This is a genomic window from Vibrio sp. ArtGut-C1 (assembly GCF_002105475.1).
Classification (GTDB): domain Bacteria; phylum Pseudomonadota; class Gammaproteobacteria; order Enterobacterales; family Vibrionaceae; genus Vibrio; species Vibrio diabolicus.
Window position 1 is genome coordinate 23,440 of sequence record NZ_NCTH01000005.1, and the last position, 22,879, is coordinate 46,318.

At 44.5% G+C, this 22,879-nt stretch carries 21 protein-coding genes and 2 tRNA genes; 11 read left to right on the top strand and 12 right to left on the bottom strand.

What is annotated here, in order from left to right:
* The 3 genes from flgB to B7360_RS05805 all read right to left on the bottom strand — a co-directional run bounded on the left by flgB (window position 1) and on the right by B7360_RS05805 (window position 2,469).
* A complete protein-coding gene (gene flgB / locus B7360_RS05795) occupies window positions 1-396 on the bottom strand; it encodes a flagellar basal body rod protein FlgB (protein ID WP_005382026.1) in 396 nt (131 codons plus the stop codon).
* A 307-nt stretch (window positions 397-703) separates the two neighbouring features.
* On the bottom strand, window positions 704-1,531 hold the full coding sequence (locus B7360_RS05800) for a protein-glutamate O-methyltransferase CheR (protein WP_085342933.1): 828 nt from the start codon (window positions 1,529-1,531) through the stop codon (window positions 704-706).
* An 11-nt stretch (window positions 1,532-1,542) separates the two neighbouring features.
* Window positions 1,543-2,469, bottom strand: coding sequence for a chemotaxis protein CheV (locus B7360_RS05805; RefSeq protein ID WP_005382022.1), 927 nt, complete (start codon window positions 2,467-2,469; stop codon window positions 1,543-1,545).
* A 76-nt stretch (window positions 2,470-2,545) separates the two neighbouring features.
* Here B7360_RS05805 and flgA point away from each other — a divergent pair, with 76 nt between their 5' ends.
* The 3 genes from flgA to B7360_RS05820 all read left to right on the top strand — a co-directional run bounded on the left by flgA (window position 2,546) and on the right by B7360_RS05820 (window position 4,176).
* On the top strand, window positions 2,546-3,292 hold the full coding sequence (gene flgA, locus B7360_RS05810; RefSeq protein ID WP_085342935.1) for a flagellar basal body P-ring formation chaperone FlgA: 747 nt from the start codon (window positions 2,546-2,548) through the stop codon (window positions 3,290-3,292).
* 116 nt (window positions 3,293-3,408) lie between these two features.
* Complete coding sequence (gene flgM / locus B7360_RS05815; RefSeq protein ID WP_005382018.1) at window positions 3,409-3,723, top strand: flagellar biosynthesis anti-sigma factor FlgM; 315 nt, start codon at window positions 3,409-3,411, stop codon at window positions 3,721-3,723.
* A 27-nt stretch (window positions 3,724-3,750) separates the two neighbouring features.
* A complete protein-coding gene (locus B7360_RS05820) occupies window positions 3,751-4,176 on the top strand; it encodes a flagella synthesis protein FlgN (RefSeq protein WP_046874280.1) in 426 nt (141 codons plus the stop codon).
* 112 nt (window positions 4,177-4,288) lie between these two features.
* Here the strand turns inward: B7360_RS05820 and flgP are convergent, their stop codons facing one another.
* Both flgP and B7360_RS05830 read right to left on the bottom strand, forming a co-directional pair.
* Entirely contained in the window at window positions 4,289-4,720 is a 432-nt protein-coding gene (gene flgP / locus B7360_RS05825; RefSeq protein WP_005393144.1) for a flagellar assembly lipoprotein FlgP, read from the bottom strand.
* Between the two features lie 9 nt (window positions 4,721-4,729).
* On the bottom strand, window positions 4,730-5,368 hold the full coding sequence (locus B7360_RS05830) for a FlgO family outer membrane protein (protein ID WP_005382013.1): 639 nt from the start codon (window positions 5,366-5,368) through the stop codon (window positions 4,730-4,732).
* A gap of 169 nt (window positions 5,369-5,537) precedes the next feature.
* On the opposite strand from B7360_RS05830, the gene B7360_RS05835 reads away from it, so the two are divergent.
* The 3 genes from B7360_RS05835 (at window position 5,538) to B7360_RS05845 (ending at window position 7,709) form a co-directional block, all read left to right on the top strand.
* Complete coding sequence (locus B7360_RS05835) at window positions 5,538-6,671, top strand: flagellar assembly protein FlgT (RefSeq protein WP_085342937.1); 1,134 nt, start codon at window positions 5,538-5,540, stop codon at window positions 6,669-6,671.
* Between the two features lie 177 nt (window positions 6,672-6,848).
* Window positions 6,849-6,925, top strand: a tRNA-Arg gene (locus B7360_RS05840).
* A 277-nt stretch (window positions 6,926-7,202) separates the two neighbouring features.
* Window positions 7,203-7,709: a hypothetical protein gene (locus B7360_RS05845; RefSeq protein ID WP_031780328.1), complete on the top strand. Its 507-nt coding sequence runs from the start codon at window positions 7,203-7,205 to the stop codon at window positions 7,707-7,709.
* Between the two features lie 113 nt (window positions 7,710-7,822).
* Here the strand turns inward: B7360_RS05845 and B7360_RS05850 are convergent, their stop codons facing one another.
* The 4 genes from B7360_RS05850 to chiP form a co-directional block, all read right to left on the bottom strand.
* On the bottom strand, window positions 7,823-8,785 hold the full coding sequence (locus B7360_RS05850) for an OmpA family protein (protein WP_006743033.1): 963 nt from the start codon (window positions 8,783-8,785) through the stop codon (window positions 7,823-7,825).
* A gap of 639 nt (window positions 8,786-9,424) precedes the next feature.
* Window positions 9,425-10,852, bottom strand: a complete 1,428-nt coding sequence (gltX, locus tag B7360_RS05855) for a glutamate--tRNA ligase (RefSeq protein WP_046874282.1) — start codon at window positions 10,850-10,852, stop codon at window positions 9,425-9,427.
* 178 nt (window positions 10,853-11,030) lie between these two features.
* Window positions 11,031-11,624, bottom strand: coding sequence for a DUF2057 domain-containing protein (locus B7360_RS05860; protein WP_012842058.1), 594 nt, complete (start codon window positions 11,622-11,624; stop codon window positions 11,031-11,033).
* Between the two features lie 125 nt (window positions 11,625-11,749).
* Entirely contained in the window at window positions 11,750-12,871 is a 1,122-nt protein-coding gene (gene chiP, locus B7360_RS05865) for a chitoporin (RefSeq protein WP_085342939.1), read from the bottom strand.
* 478 nt (window positions 12,872-13,349) lie between these two features.
* Here chiP and B7360_RS05875 point away from each other — a divergent pair, with 478 nt between their 5' ends.
* Window positions 13,350-16,079: a heavy metal translocating P-type ATPase gene (locus tag B7360_RS05875; RefSeq protein ID WP_085342943.1), complete on the top strand. Its 2,730-nt coding sequence runs from the start codon at window positions 13,350-13,352 to the stop codon at window positions 16,077-16,079.
* 21 nt (window positions 16,080-16,100) lie between these two features.
* Complete coding sequence (locus tag B7360_RS05880) at window positions 16,101-16,550, top strand: DUF411 domain-containing protein (RefSeq protein WP_012842060.1); 450 nt, start codon at window positions 16,101-16,103, stop codon at window positions 16,548-16,550.
* A gap of 55 nt (window positions 16,551-16,605) precedes the next feature.
* Here B7360_RS05880 and B7360_RS05885 read toward each other — a convergent pair whose 3' ends face one another.
* Window positions 16,606-17,298: an oligogalacturonate-specific porin KdgM family protein gene (locus tag B7360_RS05885; protein ID WP_005382004.1), complete on the bottom strand. Its 693-nt coding sequence runs from the start codon at window positions 17,296-17,298 to the stop codon at window positions 16,606-16,608.
* Between the two features lie 438 nt (window positions 17,299-17,736).
* Entirely contained in the window at window positions 17,737-20,388 is a 2,652-nt protein-coding gene (locus tag B7360_RS05890; RefSeq protein WP_085342945.1) for a beta-N-acetylhexosaminidase, read from the bottom strand.
* A 494-nt stretch (window positions 20,389-20,882) separates the two neighbouring features.
* Here B7360_RS05890 and B7360_RS05895 point away from each other — a divergent pair, with 494 nt between their 5' ends.
* Both B7360_RS05895 and B7360_RS05900 read left to right on the top strand, forming a co-directional pair.
* Complete coding sequence (locus tag B7360_RS05895) at window positions 20,883-21,755, top strand: TraB/GumN family protein (RefSeq protein ID WP_085342946.1); 873 nt, start codon at window positions 20,883-20,885, stop codon at window positions 21,753-21,755.
* Between the two features lie 128 nt (window positions 21,756-21,883).
* Window positions 21,884-22,306, top strand: coding sequence for a hypothetical protein (locus B7360_RS05900; protein WP_046874287.1), 423 nt, complete (start codon window positions 21,884-21,886; stop codon window positions 22,304-22,306).
* 62 nt (window positions 22,307-22,368) lie between these two features.
* Here the strand turns inward: B7360_RS05900 and B7360_RS05905 are convergent.
* A tRNA-Pro gene (locus B7360_RS05905) sits at window positions 22,369-22,445 on the bottom strand.
* A gap of 260 nt (window positions 22,446-22,705) precedes the next feature.
* Here B7360_RS05905 and B7360_RS05910 point away from each other — a divergent pair.
* Window positions 22,706-22,846, top strand: a complete 141-nt coding sequence (locus B7360_RS05910; protein WP_005382236.1) for a DUF3149 domain-containing protein — start codon at window positions 22,706-22,708, stop codon at window positions 22,844-22,846.
* The last annotated feature ends 33 nt before the right edge of the window (window positions 22,847-22,879 follow it).

The window sequence follows — 22,879 nt, forward strand, 5'->3', positions numbered from 1 at the left end:
TTATTCCCCTTTGATTGCTTTGGTTAAGTTCTTGAATTTGCTGCCTAGAAAGTCGAGTGATGCTTGGTGTCTGATTTGGTTTTGCATAAACAAGTTACGCTCTAAATCCAAATCAACCGTATTGCCATCACCCGTATCAGGTTGCGTAGGAAGACGATATAGCTTGTCCCCAACCAACGTTGTAGTGGCAGGAATATGCCGACCATCCGTACGACTAAGACCAATGCTTGCCCCAGATGTTGCCGCTTGCAATTCCTTCGCAAAGTCTAAACCTCTTGCTTTGTAACCAGGCGTGTTGGCTTGTGCAATGTTGGTGGAAATCACCTCAGCATTGCGCTCACGTACGCCCACCGTGTGCTGGTGGATGCCTAGTGCATTGTCAAAAGATATAGCCATGTTTGCCTCTACAATTAAGAACTGACCGTGATTGATAACCAAAAAGCAACTATCATGCCAAAAATATAAAGCGCTCTATCTACTTAATAGCTATCACCCATTGGAATAGCAATAAGTGAGCCAAAGTGACTGGAATGTCATGTCGTTTCACTTTGTTCACTTAATAAAGATACACCGTGATGAGGGAACAAGGCAAAATCGCGCTTCAATTTAGCGAGTGAAAACGTGGAAATACTCGAAGGTAGGAAACCAGCAAACAAAAAAAGCCTGACACGAGGTCAGGCTTTTTATCAATGAAGAGATACCGCTATTTAAGCTTGTAAATGATACCCGGGTTACAGCGCACCATTTCAAATTTATCAGTCAGGCCAGTTAGCGACTCTGATGCCCCTAACAGCAGATAACCACCAGGGTTTAAGCTGCTCGCCATTTGGTTAAGCACTTTTGATTTCATTTCCGGTGAGAAGTAAATCAGCACGTTGCGACAAAAAATAATGTCGAACTTACCCATCAGTGCATAACTGTCCATCAAGTTTTGTGGACGAAAGTTCACCAAACGTTTGACGTTGTCTTTGACTTTCATACGACCACCGTCCGCACCCTCAAAGAAGGTGCGGCGACGTTCAGGTGAAAGTCCGCGCCCTAGAGCCAAATTGTCATACACACCTGCACGACACATTTCGAGCATACTTGCTGAAATGTCTGTTGCTGTAATAGACACGTTTGGTAACAAACCCGGCTTGCGCTGTTGCGTTTCCAGAATCGTCATTGCAATAGAATACGGCTCTTGGCCCGATGAACTGGCTGCAGACCAGATCTTGATTGGGCGCTTGCTTGCCGCTACTTCTGGCAATAATTTGTCAGCTAAAACTGTGAACGGATAAGTATCTCGAAACCACAAAGTTTCGTTAGTCGTCATCGCGTCCACAGCGGCCACTCGTAATTCACGATTGCGCCCTGTAACAACATCACGTAGCAAATCTGATAACGATGCGAGCTTAAACTTAGTCACTAAAGGACTCAGTCGGCTACGCACAAGGTATTGCTTGCTATCACCTAACACGATGCCACATTGCGATTCTAGAAAACGGCTAAAGTCACGATACTCTTGATCACTGATTGTAATAGCAGTCATTAATGTCTCTTTTATTGTGTTAATGCAGATTTAACCGCGTTACCCAATTCATCTGGGTTAAATTTCGCAATGAAGGTATTGGCACCTACACGCTCAACCATAGCCTGGTTGAATACACCACTTAATGAAGAATGGAGGATAACATAAAGGTCTTTCAAATCGGCATGTCTGCGAATTTCAGCCGTTAAGGTATAGCCGTCCATTTCTGGCATTTCAATATCGGAAATAACCAACGAAATTTGATCGTAGATATTGCCTTCTTGAGCCATTTCAATCAACTTATTGTACGCTTCTTTGCCATCTTTGACAGATACGACCTCGAAACCGATTGATGTAATCGCACGCTCTACCTGTTTACGCGCGACAGTCGAGTCATCAGCAATCAATATACGGCGTACAATAGGCTTTTCTTGTTCTGCTTGCGCGATTTCTTCACCGATAGCGGAATCCATCGTTTCATCAACCGGCGCAATCTCCGCCAGGATTTTTTCAACGTCAAGGATTTCAACCAGCTCGTTGTCGATGTTCGTCACTGCGGTCAAGTAGTGCGCTTTACCCGCACCGTCTGGCGGTGGCAAAATCGCTTCCCAATGCATATTGATAATACGCTCAACCGATGATACCAAAAATGCTTGGATCGTACGGTTAAATTCTGCGATAACAACAAAACATTTATCCAGATCAGTGGTTGGGCGGCCACCAATTGCCAAGCTCAAATCAATAACGGACACGGTATGGCCGCGGATATGAGCGATACCTTTTACCAGCGGGTGTAGATTTGGCATTGAAGTCAGCTTAGGGCACTGCAGTACTTCTTTCACTTTGAATACGTTAATGCCGTAGCGCTGTCGGCCCATCAGTCGAAAGGTCAATAATTCCAATCGGTTCTGACCGACGAGTTGCGTACGCTGATTCACCGAGTCAAGAATCCCCGTCATATGCTCATCTCCATCTCAAACTTTTTGTTTTTAAATGATACTCTACCACTGGCAAGCACGATACCAGGGAGACAGTATGGCGTATTTCACTTTCACTTCGACACCATTGACTATGACAATATGTAGAGCGCTAATTACAAAGTACGCTAAGTCTATCGGCATTTTGCTCAGTATGTTTAGCTTTTTTGTTCATTCAGCTTCAGATAATCAGATCGAGCAAATAAAAACGGCAGCAGAACAACATATTCTTGCTACAGTTGATCAGCCTGATGGTGGCGAGCTATCTGTTAATGCGGCAGATATCGACTCGAGAATAAAAGCAACGGATTGCCCAGTGCCCCTGGATACGTCAGCTTCTTCCACCAGCAGTACTCGAAGCAACATCAATGTTCTAGTGGAATGCCCATCGGATGACTGGAAAGTCTATGTGCCTGTACGGATCTCGGTATCAGTGCCAATGATCGTCGCAACACGAACACTAGGGAGAGGAGAAATCGTCAGCGCGTCGGATGTCACCACTTCTATGATCGAGCTGCAGCGCTTTCGCAAAGATGGCTTTTCTAACTACGATCAAGTGGTTGGCGCAAAGCTAAAACGCAACGTTCGCCTAGGTGATGTTGTTGAACGTAATGATGTCTGTGTCGTTTGCCGGAATGAAAAGGTCACAATTAAAGCGGTGAATTCTGGCATGACAATCACCACGCAAGGCACAGCATTGCAAGATGGTGCGGCTGGCGATCAAGTAAGAGTGAAAAATGATAAGTCACAGCGTATAATAGAAGGCATAGTGACTGGCATTGCGGAAATCACTGTTAATTTTTAACACCCACTGGTAGCGTGTTTAAACTGATCAATAAAAATGCAAAAAATGACTAAAGTTATTTTTGCACTGGTCGATAGTCTGGATACCAGTATTACGATACAAGGCAAAGGTTAAACATGGCAGGTATAGATAATATACGTTCAGGGCAAATGATGACGACGACAAGTCGTGCACCTGCGCGTAACGATTCCAATGCTACCAGCACGACTGAATCGAAAAAAGCACCCGCACAACAAGACGCTGTATCACTCAGCCAGCAAAGCAAAGCCGTTAGCAAACTCCAAAAAGATATGGCAGCTTCTCCGGCCTATGACAGCGCCAAAGTCGCGGCAATCAAAGAAGCAATCACAAACGGTTCATACAAAGTCGATCCTGAAAAATTGGCTGACAACATGATTAAGTTTGAAAACGAATTGCAAGGCAAAAGCTAACTGACTTAGGCCGAAGGTAAGTATTTTATGGCAGCATTAGTCGATCTCGTCAATTTCCAACTAGAAAATGCTAAGGCACTTTCTGCTGTTTTGCGTCAAGAAACACAAGCGATAACTGCGCGTGTCTCTACCGAGATTGAGAGTATTGCCAAACAGAAGATGACACTCATTGATCAGCTTAGAACAACTGATCAGCGAATCGCCTCTCACCCGCACGTCAATCAACTTACTGAAGATGAGCACCTAAGTCAGGTTGTTGCTCAAATCCAATCGATCGTCCTCGACTGTCAACAAGTCAACAAAGTAAATGGTGAATCGCTTAGTCGCGCACAGCTGAGTTTCAATAAACTCAATAACATGCTTCAGCGAACTCATGGCAAAGTGGGCATGACCTACAATGCCGGTGGCAAAACCCATACTATTTCGACACTTGGCACCAATATAAAAGCCTAAACGTCACTCCTGCCCCACCATCTCTAGAATGTAGATATAAAAAAGCGACTCATTGTTGCCAATCAGCCGCGGGAAAGATTATCTGTTCTTCTGAAGTAATGCGCTTAGTGCATTAGAACAAGGTTTGTTGACGCTTCTCAGGCACCTGTTGAACTTCTCCGTAATCACGTAGCTTATCCATTTTACGAATATCCAGACGCAACTCTGTCACGTAACTGTCTTCAACAAGATAACTACGTACAACTTCTGCACCACGAATTACACCATCGACCGCACCAGTGGTACTTTCAATACCCAAACGCTGGTCTTGCAGTTCTGCACGTCCACTAACACGCATGCCATACACTTGTTCTGCTAGCTCACGATATGCATCAATTTTTGATGCGCGCATCGCTCGTACACGCTTCTCTTCTACTGTGCGGCCAGTTTGCTCACTGACACTCGCATAACCCACTGCCACTAAGATTTCATCTTGACGCATCTGTTGTAGTGGCTGACACCCCACTAATATCAGTGTGGCAATAATAAATAATAACTTCTTCATGCTTCTATCCTATGGACGCAGAATCACAGTGTACGGCTGACGAATGGTTGGGTCTGAGCGAATCAACACGCCATCTTGCGTACGGATACTGTTTAACGTATCTAAGTCACGACCAATACGGTCAGCCGGAAGGAAACCCTGCGCCGTTGCTACAACCACACGGCTCTGCATACCGACCACACGTGCATTGACCAGAACCCCGCCCTCTTGGCGCAGCATCGTGCCGGTCAGTACATACTGAATTTGTTGCTCTTGCGCCAGATCTTGCCAATCACGGCTTAAAGCAAAATCGCCCTGCTGCGTCACTTGGATAGAGCCCGTAGTTTTGAAATCAACCACTTTAAACCCTCGACGCTGGAACTGATGGATAAAACCTTCCGAGACCGAGTTACCTAACCAGTTTGTTGCATCCATATTTTGTAGATCAACAAACGAGGTAATCGCAATCGGTGTCCGCGCAGATACCGCCACATTAGAAACCATCAGGTCTTCGGTCATGCTTTCAATGAAAAAGTCCATCGTATGACGTGGACTATCCATCAGCATGAACTGGCTTCCCGAGTACGGTTCTTTACCATTGTAAATCGGTGAGTACGCGCACGATGTCAGAAGCGTCATCATCGATGCGGCGACAAGCCACTTTTTCATGGTTTGATTCTCCAGATAATCTTAGGTGATACCGTTCTTGATTAATTCCTTTCTAAGAAAGTGAATATTGGAACAGTCTTTGCTTTTCTTTGTTTGCCTAACGAAGAAAAATCCACCAAACTTCACTGAAATTGTTAAAGCAATATTTATACCCGAACGGTTGTAATCAATGAAAAAAATATTAAACAGTCTGTTTTTAATCACTTTAGTGATGCTTGTGCCTTTTAAAGTAATGGCATCTTGGTATGAAGTAACAGGCGTTGCCACTATCGTTTCTTCAGAAGAGACGGCAAGGCTCCATGCGTTGGAAGACGCGCTGTTCAAAGCCGTCAATTTTTCGGGCGCAGATATTGGCAGTATTAGCAATTTGATGCCGCTGTTAGAGGAAAGCCGTAACGAGTACCAGTTTACCAACCATGAAGTCCGTTACATTTTGGTCGAGTCTGAGCGTAAACGTCGAGGTAAAGTCGAGGTAAAAATTCGCGTCGATATTTATCCATCGGCAACGGGTTGCCACACCGATCAATACAAAAAGACGATCCTTGTCGGCAATATTGAGGTTGCCTCACCACAACAAGCGGTGATGGGACAGATTTACCAAGTGGGTGACGATTTTAGCCGCGTGGTGAATCGCCAGCTGGATCAAACCTCTCGCAGCTTTGCGTCTGTGGGTACAACGGACTATTCAATTAGCAGTAACTATCCCGCTCGTACTCAAATGATCGCGCAAGATAACGGCGCACAATACATCATTGGGGGAGTCATTACCGATCTCACTGCGACGGTCGAATCTCAACTACTGCAAGATGACATCATCAATCGTCAATTTGCGTTAGAGATGAAAGTATTTGATGGTAAAACTGGCCATGAAGTCTTCAACAAAGCCTACCGTGAAGTGGCGCGTTGGCCATTTGCCAAAACGAGCCAAGTAGATACTCGCAGTGCGCGCTTTTGGGCGTCTACCTATGGCGAGATGATGCTACGCGTTAGTCGCAATATAATGCTGGATCTAGAGTCAGAGCTGTCTTGCAAAATTACGCTGCCAGAGGTCGTCGCAGTCTTCGGCAATACGGTAACGATGGATCTCGGCCGTATGCATGGCGTAAAAGAGGGAGACAAATTGCAGCTTTGGCACACCGCGTCGTTTATCGACCAAAATGGATTGCCAAGAAACAAAGTATCGCAAAGCGAAATTACATTGACGGTATCACGTATATACGAACACGAAGCCGAGCTAACGATTGATCAGCCAAATTTAGCGTCTAGTGTTCAAATTGGCGACGTAATGAACAAGATCCTATAAAAGCAAACATTAAGTCTTGAGATATGCTCACTTTTGAATATCATAGGCAGCGCATCTTATTTGATTATACCAATGACCGTAGTGAGTCGTTCAAAGTGATACTGATAAAGACCTAAACAAAGTTACTAGGTTTGCATTTAGTAAAACGGTTCAATGAACTGCAACTATTGGTATTACGCCCCCATGGCACAGCTGGATAGCGCAGTCCCCTCCTAAGGGACAGGTCGTAGGTTCGAATCCTACTGGGGGCGCCATATCATAGCCTTAGCTCCCACTTGAGCTAAGGCTTTTTTGTATCCACTATTTCGAGCTTCACAGAGCGTTTCCAAGTAACGTGTGAAACAATTTCCTCAGTAATCAATATGATCACCTCGCTCCTTTACTCGACGAGATAAAACCTTTTACTGTTCCGACCTCTTCCCCTTGAAATCATTTCAACAAGCCCTATTTACAGTTTTGTATTTTATTACTTTAATTATCTATGAGTTTTGCTTACCCTTTTAGCTATTAATAAAATTATTAGTTAGCACTATGTCTAAGAGCAATTTAATAACTAACACTGGACACCGCTTTATTTCTAAAGGCAAGACTGCCTTTAAGATTCATATCCATACCCCCGAGGACACGGTACTGCACCGCTCGGTTGGGTTTGTTCGTATTGGAGAAAAGAAAGGCTTACAAAAAGCCATTAAGCTGAGAAACGAATTAGGCCGGCAAATGTGGGGCAAATTTTGGCGACGTCTTTTGAAGGATCCTTACCTCATGACCAGACTTCCACACAGCGTTGAGCCAAAAATTGTTCACAAGCCTAACCCCACTCTTGAAAACCCAGATAACCGAGATACGTGTTACATCGCTAAGTGGCGAGAGTTCAATGATGACGGTGACTACAAATACAAAACGGTGGTTCGCTCTATTAGTAAATACGGCAAGCTTGCCGCCTACATGCAAACCAAAAAAGCGTTGTTAGAAGCACATAAAGACAACTTGGAAATCCTAACGTTCATGGGGCGCTTAAACAGCATTGACCTCAAGTGATGTTTACCGTTTTTAACTTTTCAGTCCGTTTCAAATAGAAATGAAAAAGCCCCAAAGAGCGAACTCTTTGGGGCTTTCAGCTTTAGTCTTCTATACTACGGTCGGATAGAAGCTTATTGCTGAACTTGGTATTCAAATTCTGGAACAACGATTTCTACGCGACGGTTTTGCTGACGACCTTCACGAGTGTCGTTTGAAGCGATTGGATTGTTTTCACCTTCGCCACGCGCTTGAATACGTGATGAATCAATGCCTTTTTCAACAAGTGCGTTAGCTACAGATTCCGCGCGTTTCTCAGAAACTTTTAGGTTGTAAGCTGCTGGGCCAGAAGTATCTGTGTAACCTACAACTTCAACGTTCGCTTGTGGGTGCTCGTTTAGGAAAGCAACTAGGTTATCAAGTTTTGCAGCGCTCTCTGGTTTTAGAGTTGTGCTGTTTAGATCGAAGCTACCAGTGCCGATTGTTTGAGTTTCGAATGTTTTCGTTACAACTACTGGCTCTTCTACCACTTCTTCTACAACCACTTCTTCAACAACAACTGGCTCTTCTACGATTACTGGCTCATCGTTGCCGCCGAATTTGAAAGAAACACCCAGTGTTGCTGTGTTACCTGTCGCACGAGTTACATCGTTGCTGATATCAGTCAGAGTTTGGTATTCCGCACGAGCAGTTACGTTTTGGCTTAGGTTGAACTCAAGGCCAGCTGCGCCTAGGTAAGAGTAATCATCTTTGCCATCAAACATTACGTAAGCGCCACCCACTTTACCGTAAAGTGCGATGTCTTCAGTGATTGGTAGGCTGAATTTAGGTGCAAGAGTGATTGCTTCTACATGGCCACCGAAAGAAGTTTGGTTAAAATCACCGATGTTGTCGAAACCTGCTTCTACTGCGAAGTATTTATTCATTTCGTAACCAACAAAAGCGCCAAGAGTAGAGTCGTCTTTGTCACAAGCCTGGCCCGCTACACACGCGTCTTCCATCCATGACTTACCCATCTTACCACCAACGTATACTTCTGCTTGTGCTGCTGAAGCCATAAGTAGAGACGCTGAAATTACCGCTGCTAATTTTTTCATTATTGATTCCTCTAAAGAAGTTCTTTTGTTAGATGCCGAAATGCGCCGTCTGACTGACGTTGTATTTCAATTCTTTTTATTCATTCCTTGAGTGAGATACTTAGTCAGCTTCTTTTTATGCACATGCATTTTTTTTATGGAAGCTACTTACGTACATTTCCTGTTCAGTGATACATATCGCCATCTCGGTATCACTGACGGGGTGAACTATAACGCTAAGAAATCGCGAGAAAAATCCCAATTCTGTCAATTTATTGTCATCAAAAATCGCAACAACATGTGATCTTAAGCAAAAAAATCCCCACACAATCACGACGCAAACGTTTGCTTTATTTTCTGGAACACTACAACTTAAGCAAAGTTTTTTCTTAAAAATGAGACAAAAAAATGGAACTTTAAGGAAGGTGGATAAAAATCAATCAGATATTTGATATATAATCGCTCGTTTTTTATTCATGCCAACGATGTTTGGATTAAAAAATCTTATCCATACCTAGGTGAATTACGGTCCTAAATACCACATCCTTCACCGACATATGAGAAGATTTCTCATTATCTAGGATTCAGATACAAAAAAGCCGCGGGTGTTTACCGCGGCTTTGTGACTATTTATTCAAAAGAACGTTTAGTTCAAAGCAATTATGCGTTTGCTTCACGCTCAGCAATGAACTCAAGCGCCATCTTAATACGAGCAACACAACGCTCTTTGCCAACCAGTTCCATTACTGCATCTACAGAAGGAGACTGACCGCCGCCTGTTACAGCAACACGTAATGGCATACCGATTTTGCCCATGCCGATTTCTAGCTCTTCACAGACTGCTGCGATAACGCCATCTTTGATGTTTGCTGTTGTCCACTCGGTCAGTGCTTCAGCTTTCGCTAGAGCAAGCTCCAGAGGCTCTTTAGCCACACCGCGTAAGTGTTTCTTCGCTGCGCCCGCTTCAAACTCAGAGAAATCTTCGTAGAAGTAACGGATTTGCTCAGCTAGCTCAACCAGCGTGTTGCAACGCTCACCCACTAGCTTGATCACGTCAGTGATAGCAGGACCATTCGTTACGTCTAGTTTTTGTTGATCTAGGTGCCATTGTAGGTGCTCTGCAACGTACGCAGGATCTGAATTTTTGATGTAATGGTTGTTCAACCATTGCAGTTTGTCCGTGTTGAAGGCAGACGCTGACTTAGATACTGCGTTTAGGCTGAATAGGTTGATCATCTCTTCTTGAGAGAAGATTTCTTGGTCGCCATGAGACCAACCTAGACGCACTAGGTAGTTGTTTAGTGCTGCAGGCAAGTAACCCATATCGCGGTATTGCATGACCGATACAGCGCCGTGACGTTTCGACAGTTTCGCACCGTCATCACCTAAGATCATTGCACAGTGCGCAAACGTTGGTACTGGTGCACCTAGTGCTTCGTAGATGTTGATTTGACGAGGCGTATTGTTGATGTGGTCTTCACCACGAACAACGTGAGTGATACCCATGTCCCAGTCATCCACTACTACACAGAAGTTGTAAGTAGGTGAACCGTCAGTACGACGAATGATTAGGTCATCCATTTGATCGTTGCGGATTTCAATGCGACCACGGATTTGATCATCAAATACTACGCTGCCTTCTTTCGGGTTACGGAAACGGATAACACATGGATCGCCATCTTTTGCCGCTTCGTTTGCTGCTTTGATTTTTGGATGGTTAGCATCGTAGCGAGGCATTTCTTTGTTTGCTTCTTGCTCTGCACGGATTTCATCTAGCAGCTCTTTAGACGCGTAACATTTGTAAGCTTTGTCTTCAGCAAGAAGCTTATCAACCATTTCGTTGTAACGGTCAAAACGTTGAGTTTGGTAGTAAGGACCTTCATCCCACTCCAAGCCTAGCCATTCCATGCCTTCAAGAATTGCATCAACCGCTTCCTGAGAGTTACGCTCAAGGTCTGTATCTTCGATACGTAGAACGAATTCACCACCTTGGTTTTTAGCGTATAGCCAAGAGTAAAGTGCAGTACGCGCACCACCAACGTGTAGATAGCCAGTTGGGCTAGGAGCAAAACGAGTTTTAACCGTCATTTGAGTTCCTTAGGGGTAATGAGCAACGAGAGATCTCTCGTTGTAATGTCAAGGATAAAAGTGGCGACATTTTACCACCGTAAGTCAATTCTACAATCGGTTTGACACCAGAAATACAAACAGGGCAGCACCAATAAAGGTGCTGCCCTCCTATTTACTGTTAAAGTGCAGAACGAAATTACTTCAGGTTACGCATCGCCCATTGCATAAATTCTTGCTGCTCTTCACGGCTTAACTCATTAAACGATGCTTTGATTGTTTTGGTTTCCGCCGGAGAAGACGCAATGCTTGCCTTGGTCGATTCTTTGTTCATTGCATTGTTATAGTCAGCCACTTCTCGCTCGTAATCACGAAAACCTTGCAAGCCACCTTTACGAAGTTGAACCATAGAGAATGCCACTTCTTTTCCGTGTTTGTCTTTCAATACCACTTTTGGATCGAGTTCAAAAGCTTTCGCTTCTTCGATGGTACGGAACGCTTTGTAAGTCAGCGATAGTTCGGCGTCTTTTTCTGCTTCAAACTCTAATACCAGTGGCTGCGAATCGAACTTACGGCGCTTGCCATCTTCAAAGACAATTTGTCCAACCGTCACCGCCAACTGATTTTCCCCGTCCTTCAGCTCGATGCTGTTATTTTTGGAAATCCACTCAGGGTACACGAACTCACCGTTGAGAACGCGAGGAACCAGTTCAGCTTGCAGAGTCAGTTGAGCAGCAAAAGCAGGCGCAGAAAGCATTGCGCAAAGTCCGAGAAGTGTCGTTGTTTTTTTCATCGTGGTTTCTCACTTTATACCAATTTAGATAAGCCTCTGAAACTTACAGGCCAGTCATTCCAAAGGCTTATTTGAATCAGTATCAAGACAAAAAGGGCGTTTCCGCCCTTGTAGCTGCTTCTTTATTAGAAGTAATATTCAACACCCACAGAGAACTCATCGTAGTCCGCAGATTTCCAACGCCCTTCTGTTGGTTTATCCAGTTGAGACGCACCGTCGCCAAAGTCTAGAGTACGAGCACGTACGTAAAGCACTGCCGATGGGTCTACGAAGTACATAACTTGTGCAGATAGTACATCGTCTGCTGTATCGTTAATTGTCTTACCATCACGCTCTAGATCAAAGTTCGCTGCGTAAGCCAGTTTGTATTGCCAATCACCTGTGGTGTACATGATAGCGGCAGACATTGCGTCTTGCTTCTCACTCACGCCGTTGCTTGCGTCAGCTTCCATGTATTTGTATTGCGCGAAGAAAGAAATACCGTTATCAAACCAACCTTGAGCACCCACCAAGTATGTGTTGTTTTCCCACGTTTGGCCTTCCATCTTAATGTTACGGTTACCCTCGTATGCGGCATCTAACTGAATTGGACCAATTTTGTAGTGCGCTGCGATACCACCCCAGTAGTCATCACCTTCACCCAGACCCGCTTTGTCACCTGCACCAGCCGCGATATCTAGAGAGAATTTATCCGCATACATTGGCGAGTCCCAACGAATGGTGTTTGATTGACGGTCTTGATACTTAGCACCACCAATTGCACCACCCCAGTCGTAAACGTCACCGAGACCTGGGTTAGATGCAGGCCAGTCAACCAATTCGTACATCGGTGTTAATACACGACCTAAACGAACTTGACCCCAAGATGCACTTTCAAAACCGACGAATGTGTCACGTTCACCAAGACCTGCACCCTCGCCGCCAAAGCTAGGGTCAACGTAACCACCTTCGATTTGCCAAATAAAAGTAGGACCGAAGTTAGCAAATTGTTTTTTACCACGGAAACCGATGCGAGATTCGTTGTTTAGCTGCATGCCACCTAGATCATCGTCCGTTGCTTTGTTGCCAGAATCGTAATCGCGGTACGCGGCCTGCATCGCGATAATCCCGTAAACTTCATAAGAGAATGAATCTTTGGTTAGGAACTCTTTTGCTGCGTCACTGTTTGCACCATCAGCAAATGCAGCACCACTGAACATCATGCCTGTGATTGCCGTAGCAAGTAGGCTTTTCTTTAGGTAAGACATTTTTAACCCCTATATTTTTTAGTTTTTTCCATTTTCAAATTCGCTAACTAGGACATGGCAGGAACTTGAAACAATGTTTGGACGAGGCAAATATGACAAACTTTTTTCGCACTAAAAAACTTTCCCTACAGCAATCTGGCGACTTCAAAATGAGAAGATCAAAAATAATATAAGCACCTAAAAATCAAAAACTTAACTTTAAATGTAAAAAGTTAAAAACGTTAAAAGCACTTTTTGACACTGAACTGACATTGAGAGCATCTTAAAAGCGTGAGCGACTTCATTCATCTTTTAGGTGTTTTAACGGAACTTTATATTCAGAGAGAAAAAACCTTGAGATCACTCGCAAGTAAAATGGCAGTGAACTTGTGTAATTCAAGCGATTTTGACGAAATTGTTGAGAGCAAAAAACGGGTATTGACCTTACCCTTGCAGGAAGGTTTAAGCTCAATGTATCACTATTATTGAGGTGCAGATTATGTATCAGTTTGTTATACCTTTATCAGGGCTCAACTGCATGGGCTGTGCGAGAAAAGTTGAGAAGGCTTTACATGCGAATCACGATGTAGAGATCCTCACTTTGTCCCCAACGCAAGTAGAGGTCAAAACCGAGTCCTCGCTTAAAGAGCTTGTTTCATCAATTGAATCTCTTGGTTACCAAGCAGGAAATCAGTACGAGTTAAACCTTTCAGGCTTAAGCTGTGGCGGCTGCGTGAAAAAACTCTCGTCTTTATTAGACTCTCATCAAGACGTTATTTCTTTCGAGGCTTCAACAACGCACTTAGAGATTCGTACCCTACTCTCCGAGCAACAAGTCATTGAGCTAGTTGCCAGCTTGGGCTATACGGCCAACAATAGCGCTGTTACTGATAACTCAGTTGCTGAAGAGCACAAGGCAATCACTCCCGATCAACGCCAAAGCCAGACATATCAAAGCGAAAAAGGCAACCAAGCAGCGCCTGACGAGCAACCAGCAGGCACGGCTCAACTACAGATGTTGATTCAAGGTATGACCTGTGCAAGCTGTGTCGCATCAGTAGAAAAAGCCCTGACTAATGTACAAGGGGTTGAAAAAGCTCAGGTAAACCTCGCAGAACAAAGCGCACTGGTGTTTGTGACTGAAGACTCAGATTCGTTACATCAATCTATTTTGCAATCTGTCAAACAAGCGGGTTACCAAGGCGAGGTTTTACAAGACGCCGCGACACAGCAAGAAAAGCAAGCGCAGCAACAACGTCAACAGCAAAAACGCTTTAAGTTGGATGCAATTGCCGGCCTTGTTGTGGGTGCCCCTTTGATGATTTGGGGTGTTGCTGGTGGCAACATGATGATTCGCAACACCAATGACCAATTGGTTTGGGGCGCGATCGGTATTGTGTGTTTGCTGCTGCTTGCCACTGCCGGAAAACTGTTCTTTAGTAACGCTTGGTTAGCGGCCACTCACAAGCGCGCCACGATGGATACCTTAGTTGCGCTCGGTACTGGCGCAGCGTGGTTCTATTCTATGCTTGTGGTAATTTTCCCAGATTGGTTCCCAATGGCATCTCGTCATGTTTACTTCGAAGCCAGCGCGATGATCATTGGTTTGATTTCACTTGGCCACTATATAGAAGCCAAAGCGAAAGCAAATACAACTCGCTCGCTTCAGGCTTTGGTGAACTTACAGCCTCAACAAGCGACCGTCATCACTGAGAAAGGTGATAAACAAATCGCGGTAGAAGAAATCACTTTAGGAATGAAGTTACGTATCAAGCCGGGAGAGAAAGTGCCCGTCGACGGTACGGTAATCAATGGTGAATCGTATATCGATGAATCCATGCTAACAGGTGAACCCGTTCCTGTATTAAAAGCACAAGAGGCACATGTATCCGCAGGGACATTGAATACCGACGGCTCTCTCACTATAGAGGCTACCGGAATCGGCGCAAATACGATGCTCGCACGTATTATTCGTATGGTGCGCAGCGCTCAGAGCAGCAAGCCCGCCATCGCGAAATTGGCAGACCAGATTTCATCGGTGTTTGTCCCTGTCGTTGTAGGCATAGCAATACTGGCCGCGCTTGTTTGGTTTGCCGTTGGCCCAGAGCCAAAAGCGAGCTATATGCTGGTGGTCACCACAACCGTACTTATCATCGCCTGCCCTTGTGCTCTAGGCTTAGCAACCCCACTTTCTGTCACGGTGGGAGTGGGTAAAGCCGCAGAACTCGGCATTTTGATCAAAGATGCTGATGCCCTGCAGCTAGCGAGTAAAATAGATACGGTTGTGTTCGATAAAACAGGCACGCTTACCCAAGGTAAACCGAGTGTGCAGCAAGTGTTTACTCACACCACCAGCCAAGAAGAGCTGTTGGGGTTAGCGTACGCCGCCGAGCGTCAGTCAGAGCACCCACTAGCAAAAGCGGTATGCGACTTTGCTAATCAGCACGACACGCAAGAAGTGACTCTCGATAAATTTGAAAACGTTCGCGGACGCGGCATTTTGGCAACGTATCAAGGTAAACCGCTGCTTATTGGCTCGCTTCAATTTATGCAAGCGGAAAACGTTGCAACAGAGGCTCTTCAGGATGCAATTGACGAATGCGCTCAGAATGCATGGACTCCGGTTGCCGTTGCGCTCGATGGTGAGTTAGTCGGCCTGATCGCCATTGCTGACCCAATCAAATCGGATGCAAAACACGCGCTCTCTGCATTAAAATCGCAAGGCATCAACACGGTAATGCTGACGGGTGACAACCAACACGTAGCCAACGCTATCGGTCAAGAACTTGGTATTGATGAAGTAATCGCTCAAGTAATGCCAGATGAGAAAGCTCAGCACATTGAGCAACTTCAATCCCAAGGCCATGTTGTGGCAATGGTGGGGGATGGCATTAACGACGCCCCTGCTCTCGCGTTAGCCAACCTTGGTATTGCAATGGGTAGCGGCAGTGATGTCGCCATTGAAAGTTCGCAAATGACCATCCTTAACACGTCACCAATGGCGGTGGTACATGCGATTGAACTGTCGCGCGCTACACTTAAAAACATGAAGCAAAACCTATTTGGAGCCTTCGTTTATAACTCACTGGGGATCCCTGTTGCCGCAGGCGTACTTTATCCTGCATTTGGATTTTTGCTCAGCCCAGTTGTCGCAGGTGCGGCAATGGCGCTGTCATCTATTACTGTCGTTAGTAATGCAAATCGACTACGACTTTTTTCAGTAAAATAACCACTTATATTTGAGGCTATTATGAAGTTGAAATTATTGACCTTTGCAATGCTTGCGACCGCATCCGCCAACGTATTGGCAGCTGATGTCATTAACCACAAATCGCCATACTGCGGCTGCTGTGGTGAATGGACAAAACACATGGAAGAGAACGGATTTACGGTCGAAGAGAAATTGCACGATGACATGAACGCCATAAAACGCGATCTAGGCATCAAGAACGAACAGCTTTACTCTTGCCACACAGCAGAAATCAACGGCTATGTGTTCGAAGGTCACATTCCAGCCGAAGACATTAAAGCATTCTTAGAAAATCCACCACGTAACGCAAAAGGGCTCTCGGTACCGGGCATGCCAATGGGTTCCCCTGGTATGGAGTATGGCGATAAAAAAGACAGCTACACTGTTTACGCCTTTAACGAAAAAGGCCAAGTGTTCGAATATAGCCACCACGAAGGCAACGACAAATAACAAGAAAGCCCAGCAAATCAATTGCTGGGCTTTTTCTTAATGGACAAATATAAGATTAGAAGCCGTAAGAGGCACCAAATACAAACGCATTGTTAACTAGGCTATCACCACTTGCGTTTTCTGCACCGTGTGCTTGGCTACGGAACTCAAAGTAAGGCTGAACACCTTTACGTGTCCACGTTGCGCGAAGCTCGTGGTCCATCGTTTCCGCTTCAATCATGTAGACGTTGTTGTAGCTTAGCGTCACATCTTCATTCATCACGTAACCAATACGGTTATCCATGCGGTAGTCTGTATCCGCATCTGCGTCTGTCGCATCAATATGCGCACGAGTACGGTTACTTAGCGAGATACCGTTATCGAAGTTGTAACCGATCTTAACCAATGGACGGTACTGTACGTTCTCGCCAGCAGAGAACAAGTGTTGGTAACCCGCTGCAACCCATAAATGATCGGTAATGTTAAATGACTGCTCACCACCCACAGTGATTGCTGGTGTTGTGTTACCCGCGCCACCGTTTTCTGTTTCCAGTTTACCCAACTGAATACCATCAAATTCGGTGTAAACCGTAAAGCCGCCGAATTGGTTATCAAAAGTATGACCAGCTTCCAGTGTAGACGTAACGTCCGAACCATGGATTCGACCATCATCGTGGAATTGAACGTTACCCGTTACGTAAGAAGAACCAGCAAAAGCGCTAGAAGCGAAAGCGAGAGAAAGAGCACTCAGTGCAAAAATGTTTTTCATAATTACTGCCTTTATTTATTCACGTTATGCGACGGTTTTAAAGGGCTTCTCTTCCCTTTTATCGCAAACTTTGGAATGTGCCTCCTTGGCGATCGCAATATTGTTCCAATTAATTCGCGATGGAAAATAAAACATTTTAAAAAGTGATCTTGTTCAAACCGACGCTCAACAACCCTGATAAAAGTATGGTAAATACAGGCACTTACCGTATTTTTCTACAATGATTCAAAAAATAGAAGTGTGATCATAAACAGGTAATTTATTGATATTTAGCAGATTAAGTCGATCCAGTTCACAACAACCCTGACCATTACAAGCTAAAACTTATTTATCAATGAAAAATAATTAGACATTGGTCACACTTAATTTCCCCTAAAAATAAAGAAACCCTCAACATGACATTGAGGGTTTGCTTAAATTTAGCTGAGAAGATTAAGGTTATTTCACACTAGTTACGCGGCTTGATCTTTCCCCTGTCGCCGATACAGAGCGGATAAACACTTCACCAGTTACACTTGGACGAGCATTTTCTGTGTAAGTCAGCCAATTTTGACCGTCTAACGAGTATTGCAGTTCAACGCCAGGGAACTGAACGTTCATAGCTAGCTTGCCGTTTTCTACTTTCGCACCAGGAATTGGAAGGCGGTAGTCGATACCAGATTTTTCTAGCTTAGCCAGTTCACGTTGGCCAAGTACGTTCGCAAAGCGGTTGTAGTCTTGGTTTAGCGCGGCTTTGTCTACTAGGTTAGAGTTTTGCGAGTATTCAACACCCACTTTGTAGTCGTTTTCCCAATCAGCACGGTGCCATGCACGCTCAGCGGCTGCTAGTACGCGAGGGAATACCATGTACTCGTATTGCTCGTCGTTACGTACTGTCTCAGACCAAAGCTGTGCTGATAGACCGTAGAAAGGTTTCGCTTCGATTTCACCTTTACCAGTGAAGCCGTTACCATCGCGGTCTACAGAGGTTTCTGCGTTCTGAGGCATGTTCTCTGGTGCAAAGCCAAACATCTTACGCGTATCGGTTGCACGTGTTGCCCAGTAGTAACCACGCTCTTTCGGATCAACTTCGTATGGCATGTCCATGTACACATAGTCAGGGTTAGAAACGATCACGTCGTAACCTTTCTCAGACCACTCGTACACTGATGATGTACCACCCCAGTAAAGAACGTCCCAGAAGTTAACACGCGTATTTTCTGTTGCGAATGCTTTCTCACCTTCGCTGTATTTCAAACCATCTTGCCATGCTTGGAAGTTTGGAATGCCTTTCTCAGCAACTAATTTTGATACTTCTTGTGCAAAATGACTCGGTAGGTGAGCAAAATCGCTCACTGTGCCGTCTGCGATTAACGCCTGACATTGTGGAGATTGCGCGAATGGCTTGTCTTGTTTCGACAGGTCAATCGTGCCTTTCCAGCTTACTTTGTCTTCTGCGTTAACGTCTTGGAAACCAGCACCTAGCTTGATGTTCTTCGCTTCATCGCCACCAAAGTGCCATGTCGTTAGCGGTGCGCCAGCTTCTTGGTGCATTGCTGCCACTTCTGAAATCACCTTATCAACAAAGCGAGTTGAAGATTCCATACATGGGTTGATGAAGCTTTGCTTATTGTAGAACTGAACCGTCGTTACGTTTGATGTATCTTGAGGATCCATCAGACGGTATTCGTTCGCTTCAGCTTCCTTACCTTCTTCCATTAGGCGGTCGTAACGAGCTTCCATTGATACTACTGCTGCACGCGCGTGAGCTGGCATATCGATTTCGGGAATGACTTCAATGTTACGCGCTTTCGCGTATTTCAAGATTTCCACGTAGTCTGTTTTACTGAAGTAGCCAGAGCCAAAGTTGTCTGTCGTTGGACCGGAACCAAGCTGAGGCAGTATGCAGCTTTTCTCTTGTGTATCGAAACAACGATTAGCGCCAACCTCTGTCAACTCAGGTAGGCCTGGGATTTCCAAACGCCAGCCTTCATCATCGGTTAGGTGAAGGTGAAGTTTGTTCATCTTGTACGCTGCCATTTGGTCTAGCGTTGCAAGAATGGCGTCTTTAGAGTGGAAGTTACGAGCCACATCCACCATCACACCACGGTAATCAAAGCGCGGTGCATCTTGGATAGACAGTTGTGGTAGAGAATCAGCATTTTGGCTATCTACCAGGCCAAAGATAGATTGTACTGCGTAGAAAGCACCTGCTTGGTCAAACGCTTTAATCGCAATACCATCGCCTTTGATGCTCATCTCGTAAGCACCAGATTTTGCTAATTCACCGGTGAAGTCTGCAGGAACAACAGTGATGCTTACAGGAAGATCACCACGAACATCCACACCTACCACTTCTGCGCGATCTTGAATTGCTGCGAATTGAGTCGCATCGAATGCGTCTTTAGGCAGCGCAATACCCGCCGCGATATCTACTGTACCTTTGCCTGCTTCAACAGACATTGGCGTGGGTAGTAACGTGGTTGATACATCTTGTTTTGCTAGGTCTTCGTTCTTCTCGAAGCGAGACACAGCGTTTGCAAATACGTTGTTGTCATCTGGCGTACGTTTTAGGTTGTTACCCTCAAGGCCAGTAACGAAAGACGCAACGTCTTCTGTGTTAAGAGAAGCGATCATCTTAGGTTCCGCGTTTGGTGCAGCCACGAAAGCGCCTGGCATGAAGTCAGTTTCAAATAGCTGCCAGTATTCAGCAACAAGAGGAAGCACAACCTCTTCACCCGCAGCAAAACCATCAAACTTATCTGTCGGTTCTAGTTTGTGTAGATCACCCGTTACGCGAGAGATTTTAAACTGTTCGTTTTCAACATCCAGAATCAAACGAATGCTGTGGAAGTAGATAGCCCAATCTTTAGAGTTAACCGCTTCACCTTGGTTAACTAGCGTCATGTTCACCTTGTTACAAGAAGCCCACTCAGCCCCTAAATCCTGACAAGCAAGACCTTCGTTTGCACCGTGGTTAGTCAACACTTGGTATTGAATATCAAGGCTATTAGCCAGTGAATTTACAACTTGTTGCTCAGAGCTTTGCAGAGCAGAGCAACCTGCTAATGTGGTGATAACAGAAACAGCAATCAGACTAGGTTTAAACATCTTACTTCCCCAAAAAAGTCAGTGGTTCAAAACGACAATGATAAAAATCGCGGCTCCTCAAATACGAGGGGCCTAACAGTTGCATTCAACATACAACCAGTTATTTCTAAGCGTAAAATAAATAGAAATAGGAAGTGATCTAGTTCAAAAAATGATACTCAGCAAAAACCATAAAAACTTAACTTTCATGAAGTTACAAGCCACGTCAAAATCGAACAACTTGTTTTGACGAGTTTGCTGCGATCTAGGTCACTCATATTCATGAGTTACGACTGATTTTGTAAGATTTGGATCACGCCTAATTATTTTGTGAACCATTAGTAAGCGAATGACCTATTTATCTTTCGTGAAGTGACTCTCATTTATTCGTCGTCAAAACTCGTCAATATTTTTAGAAATGACGATTTTGTCGAATATCCCCACTAGAGAAATTGCACTTAACCTCAAGCATTTTTGCGTATAAAGTTTAAAGGTACTTACCTGAGGACCATTCTATGTTTCGTCTCTTGACACTCATATCATCCCTACTTGTTGCCTTTACTCCCTTTTCCTCTTATGCAGAACCGCAACATTGGTTAGCAAAAAAAGGGGAAACCGAGCTGATGATCATTGGCTCTGTGCATGTGGGCGATAAAACGATGTACCCGCTCCCTAAAACTATTACTCAGCACTTAAGCCAAAGCGCTGGATTGATTATCGAAGCTGATGTCAGAAACTCTGAAGGCTTGGTTTACCCACAAACAACCATTCTTTCTAAAGATGTTTTAGACAAGGCTCAACGTCGCCACTTAGTCGAGATAGCACAAGATTTAGGGTTGCCAGAAACTCAACTTTTGAATTCTCCACCATGGACGGCTGCATTAACCATCCAACTCGCTTTAGTCAACAAACTGGGGTATGTCTCTGATAAAGGGGTCGACATGCACTTAATAGGACTCGCTGATAAAAAACAAATCCCGGTCATTCCACTGGAGTCCGTGCAATTCCAAATTGATTTAATAGCAGGTCAATCAGAAGGCGGTAAAGAGATGCTCCTCTCGTCAATTGAAGAATATGACGGTGGGGAAGAATTGGTTCAGTGTTTGATAGAAAGCTGGAAGAGCGGTGATGGTAGTATGTTGGTCGAGGCATCATTAACCGATCAAGCAACAGAAGATTTTAATCAGGCTTTCTTATATGAGCGCAATCGAGATTGGGCAAAAAAACTTGATACTGGCAGTGTCCTACCTCAACGTTCGGGTCGCTATACCGTTGTTGTCGGCAGTTTGCATTTAGTTGGTAAAGATAATCTGATTGAGCTGCTTAAAAAAAGGGGCTTTGACATAAAACCACTCGGTAAAACCCGCCAAGCTAGGTGCCATATTTAGAAACTTATCTGAAGACAGCCGGCCTCATCAATGATGAATAGCCAGGCATCACGCTAACACGATCACTGACAATGGTTTACTCTCTCTGCTAAAACGACTTTAACCTATGTGGATACATAATAACTCATATGAAATTTAAAGCTTTATTCCTATGCGTGAGCAGTATGATGCTCACTTCATCGCTTGCTTATGCTAAACCGTCATGTAACGTAGAAAATTTTCAAGCTATTGATATAACCCCGGAAGCAAAAGGCGGGCTATTAGATAAAGAGAGTGGCCAGTTTCTTATTACCGAAAAACCAATGATGCGTTGTGCGAACATCACTTTTTCCACTAACCATACCCGAAATCGCGTCGCACATATGATGAATCAAGGCTTTGAAGCTGTTTACTTTGATGGAAGCTCGAGCAAATCTCACTCTGTCACGTTTGATGAAGACGAACTAAAAGCAGGTTACATCAAAGTTGGTCCAAACCATCCAAAGACCGCTTATGTTTGCTTCACAACTTCTGAAACTCCTATCAGCACTATCTCGTGTGACATCAAGTAATAAATTTACTCGCTCTAAAAAATGAAAAGGCCCTACATTTCTGTAGAGCCTTTTTCTCAATATGGTCGGTGAAGAGGGATTCGAACCCCCGACCCTCTGGTCCCAAACCAGATGCGCTACCAAACTGCGCTATTCACCGAGATGCTTGACTTAGGACTTGTCCCCGTCAACGAATGCGTATATTACGGATTCTGAACTGTGACGCAAGTGCTTTTTACAAAAAAACCTTAGGTCTTAATTCGTTTGATGAATAACTGAACACTAGCACGTAAAATGTGACTGATAACTCACAACAAAATACAGTTTATTAACCTTAGCAACATAATTGATCCAGATCAGTGTGCAACAAGGCACTGCCATTTAGTTTTATGCCTGTCGGGAACATCTTGGAGGAAACGTATGGACTTTTGGCTTGATCTCCTATTTGGTAATGCAGTGGGTCTATCGTCAATGATAGTAATCTTTGGGGCAATTGGTCTGATGTTATTTTACGGCGGTTTCTTCATATACAAGATCATGAACGACAAATCTCCTCACTAGATCTCGCTTAGCTCTAGAAACGCTTTGCACCGG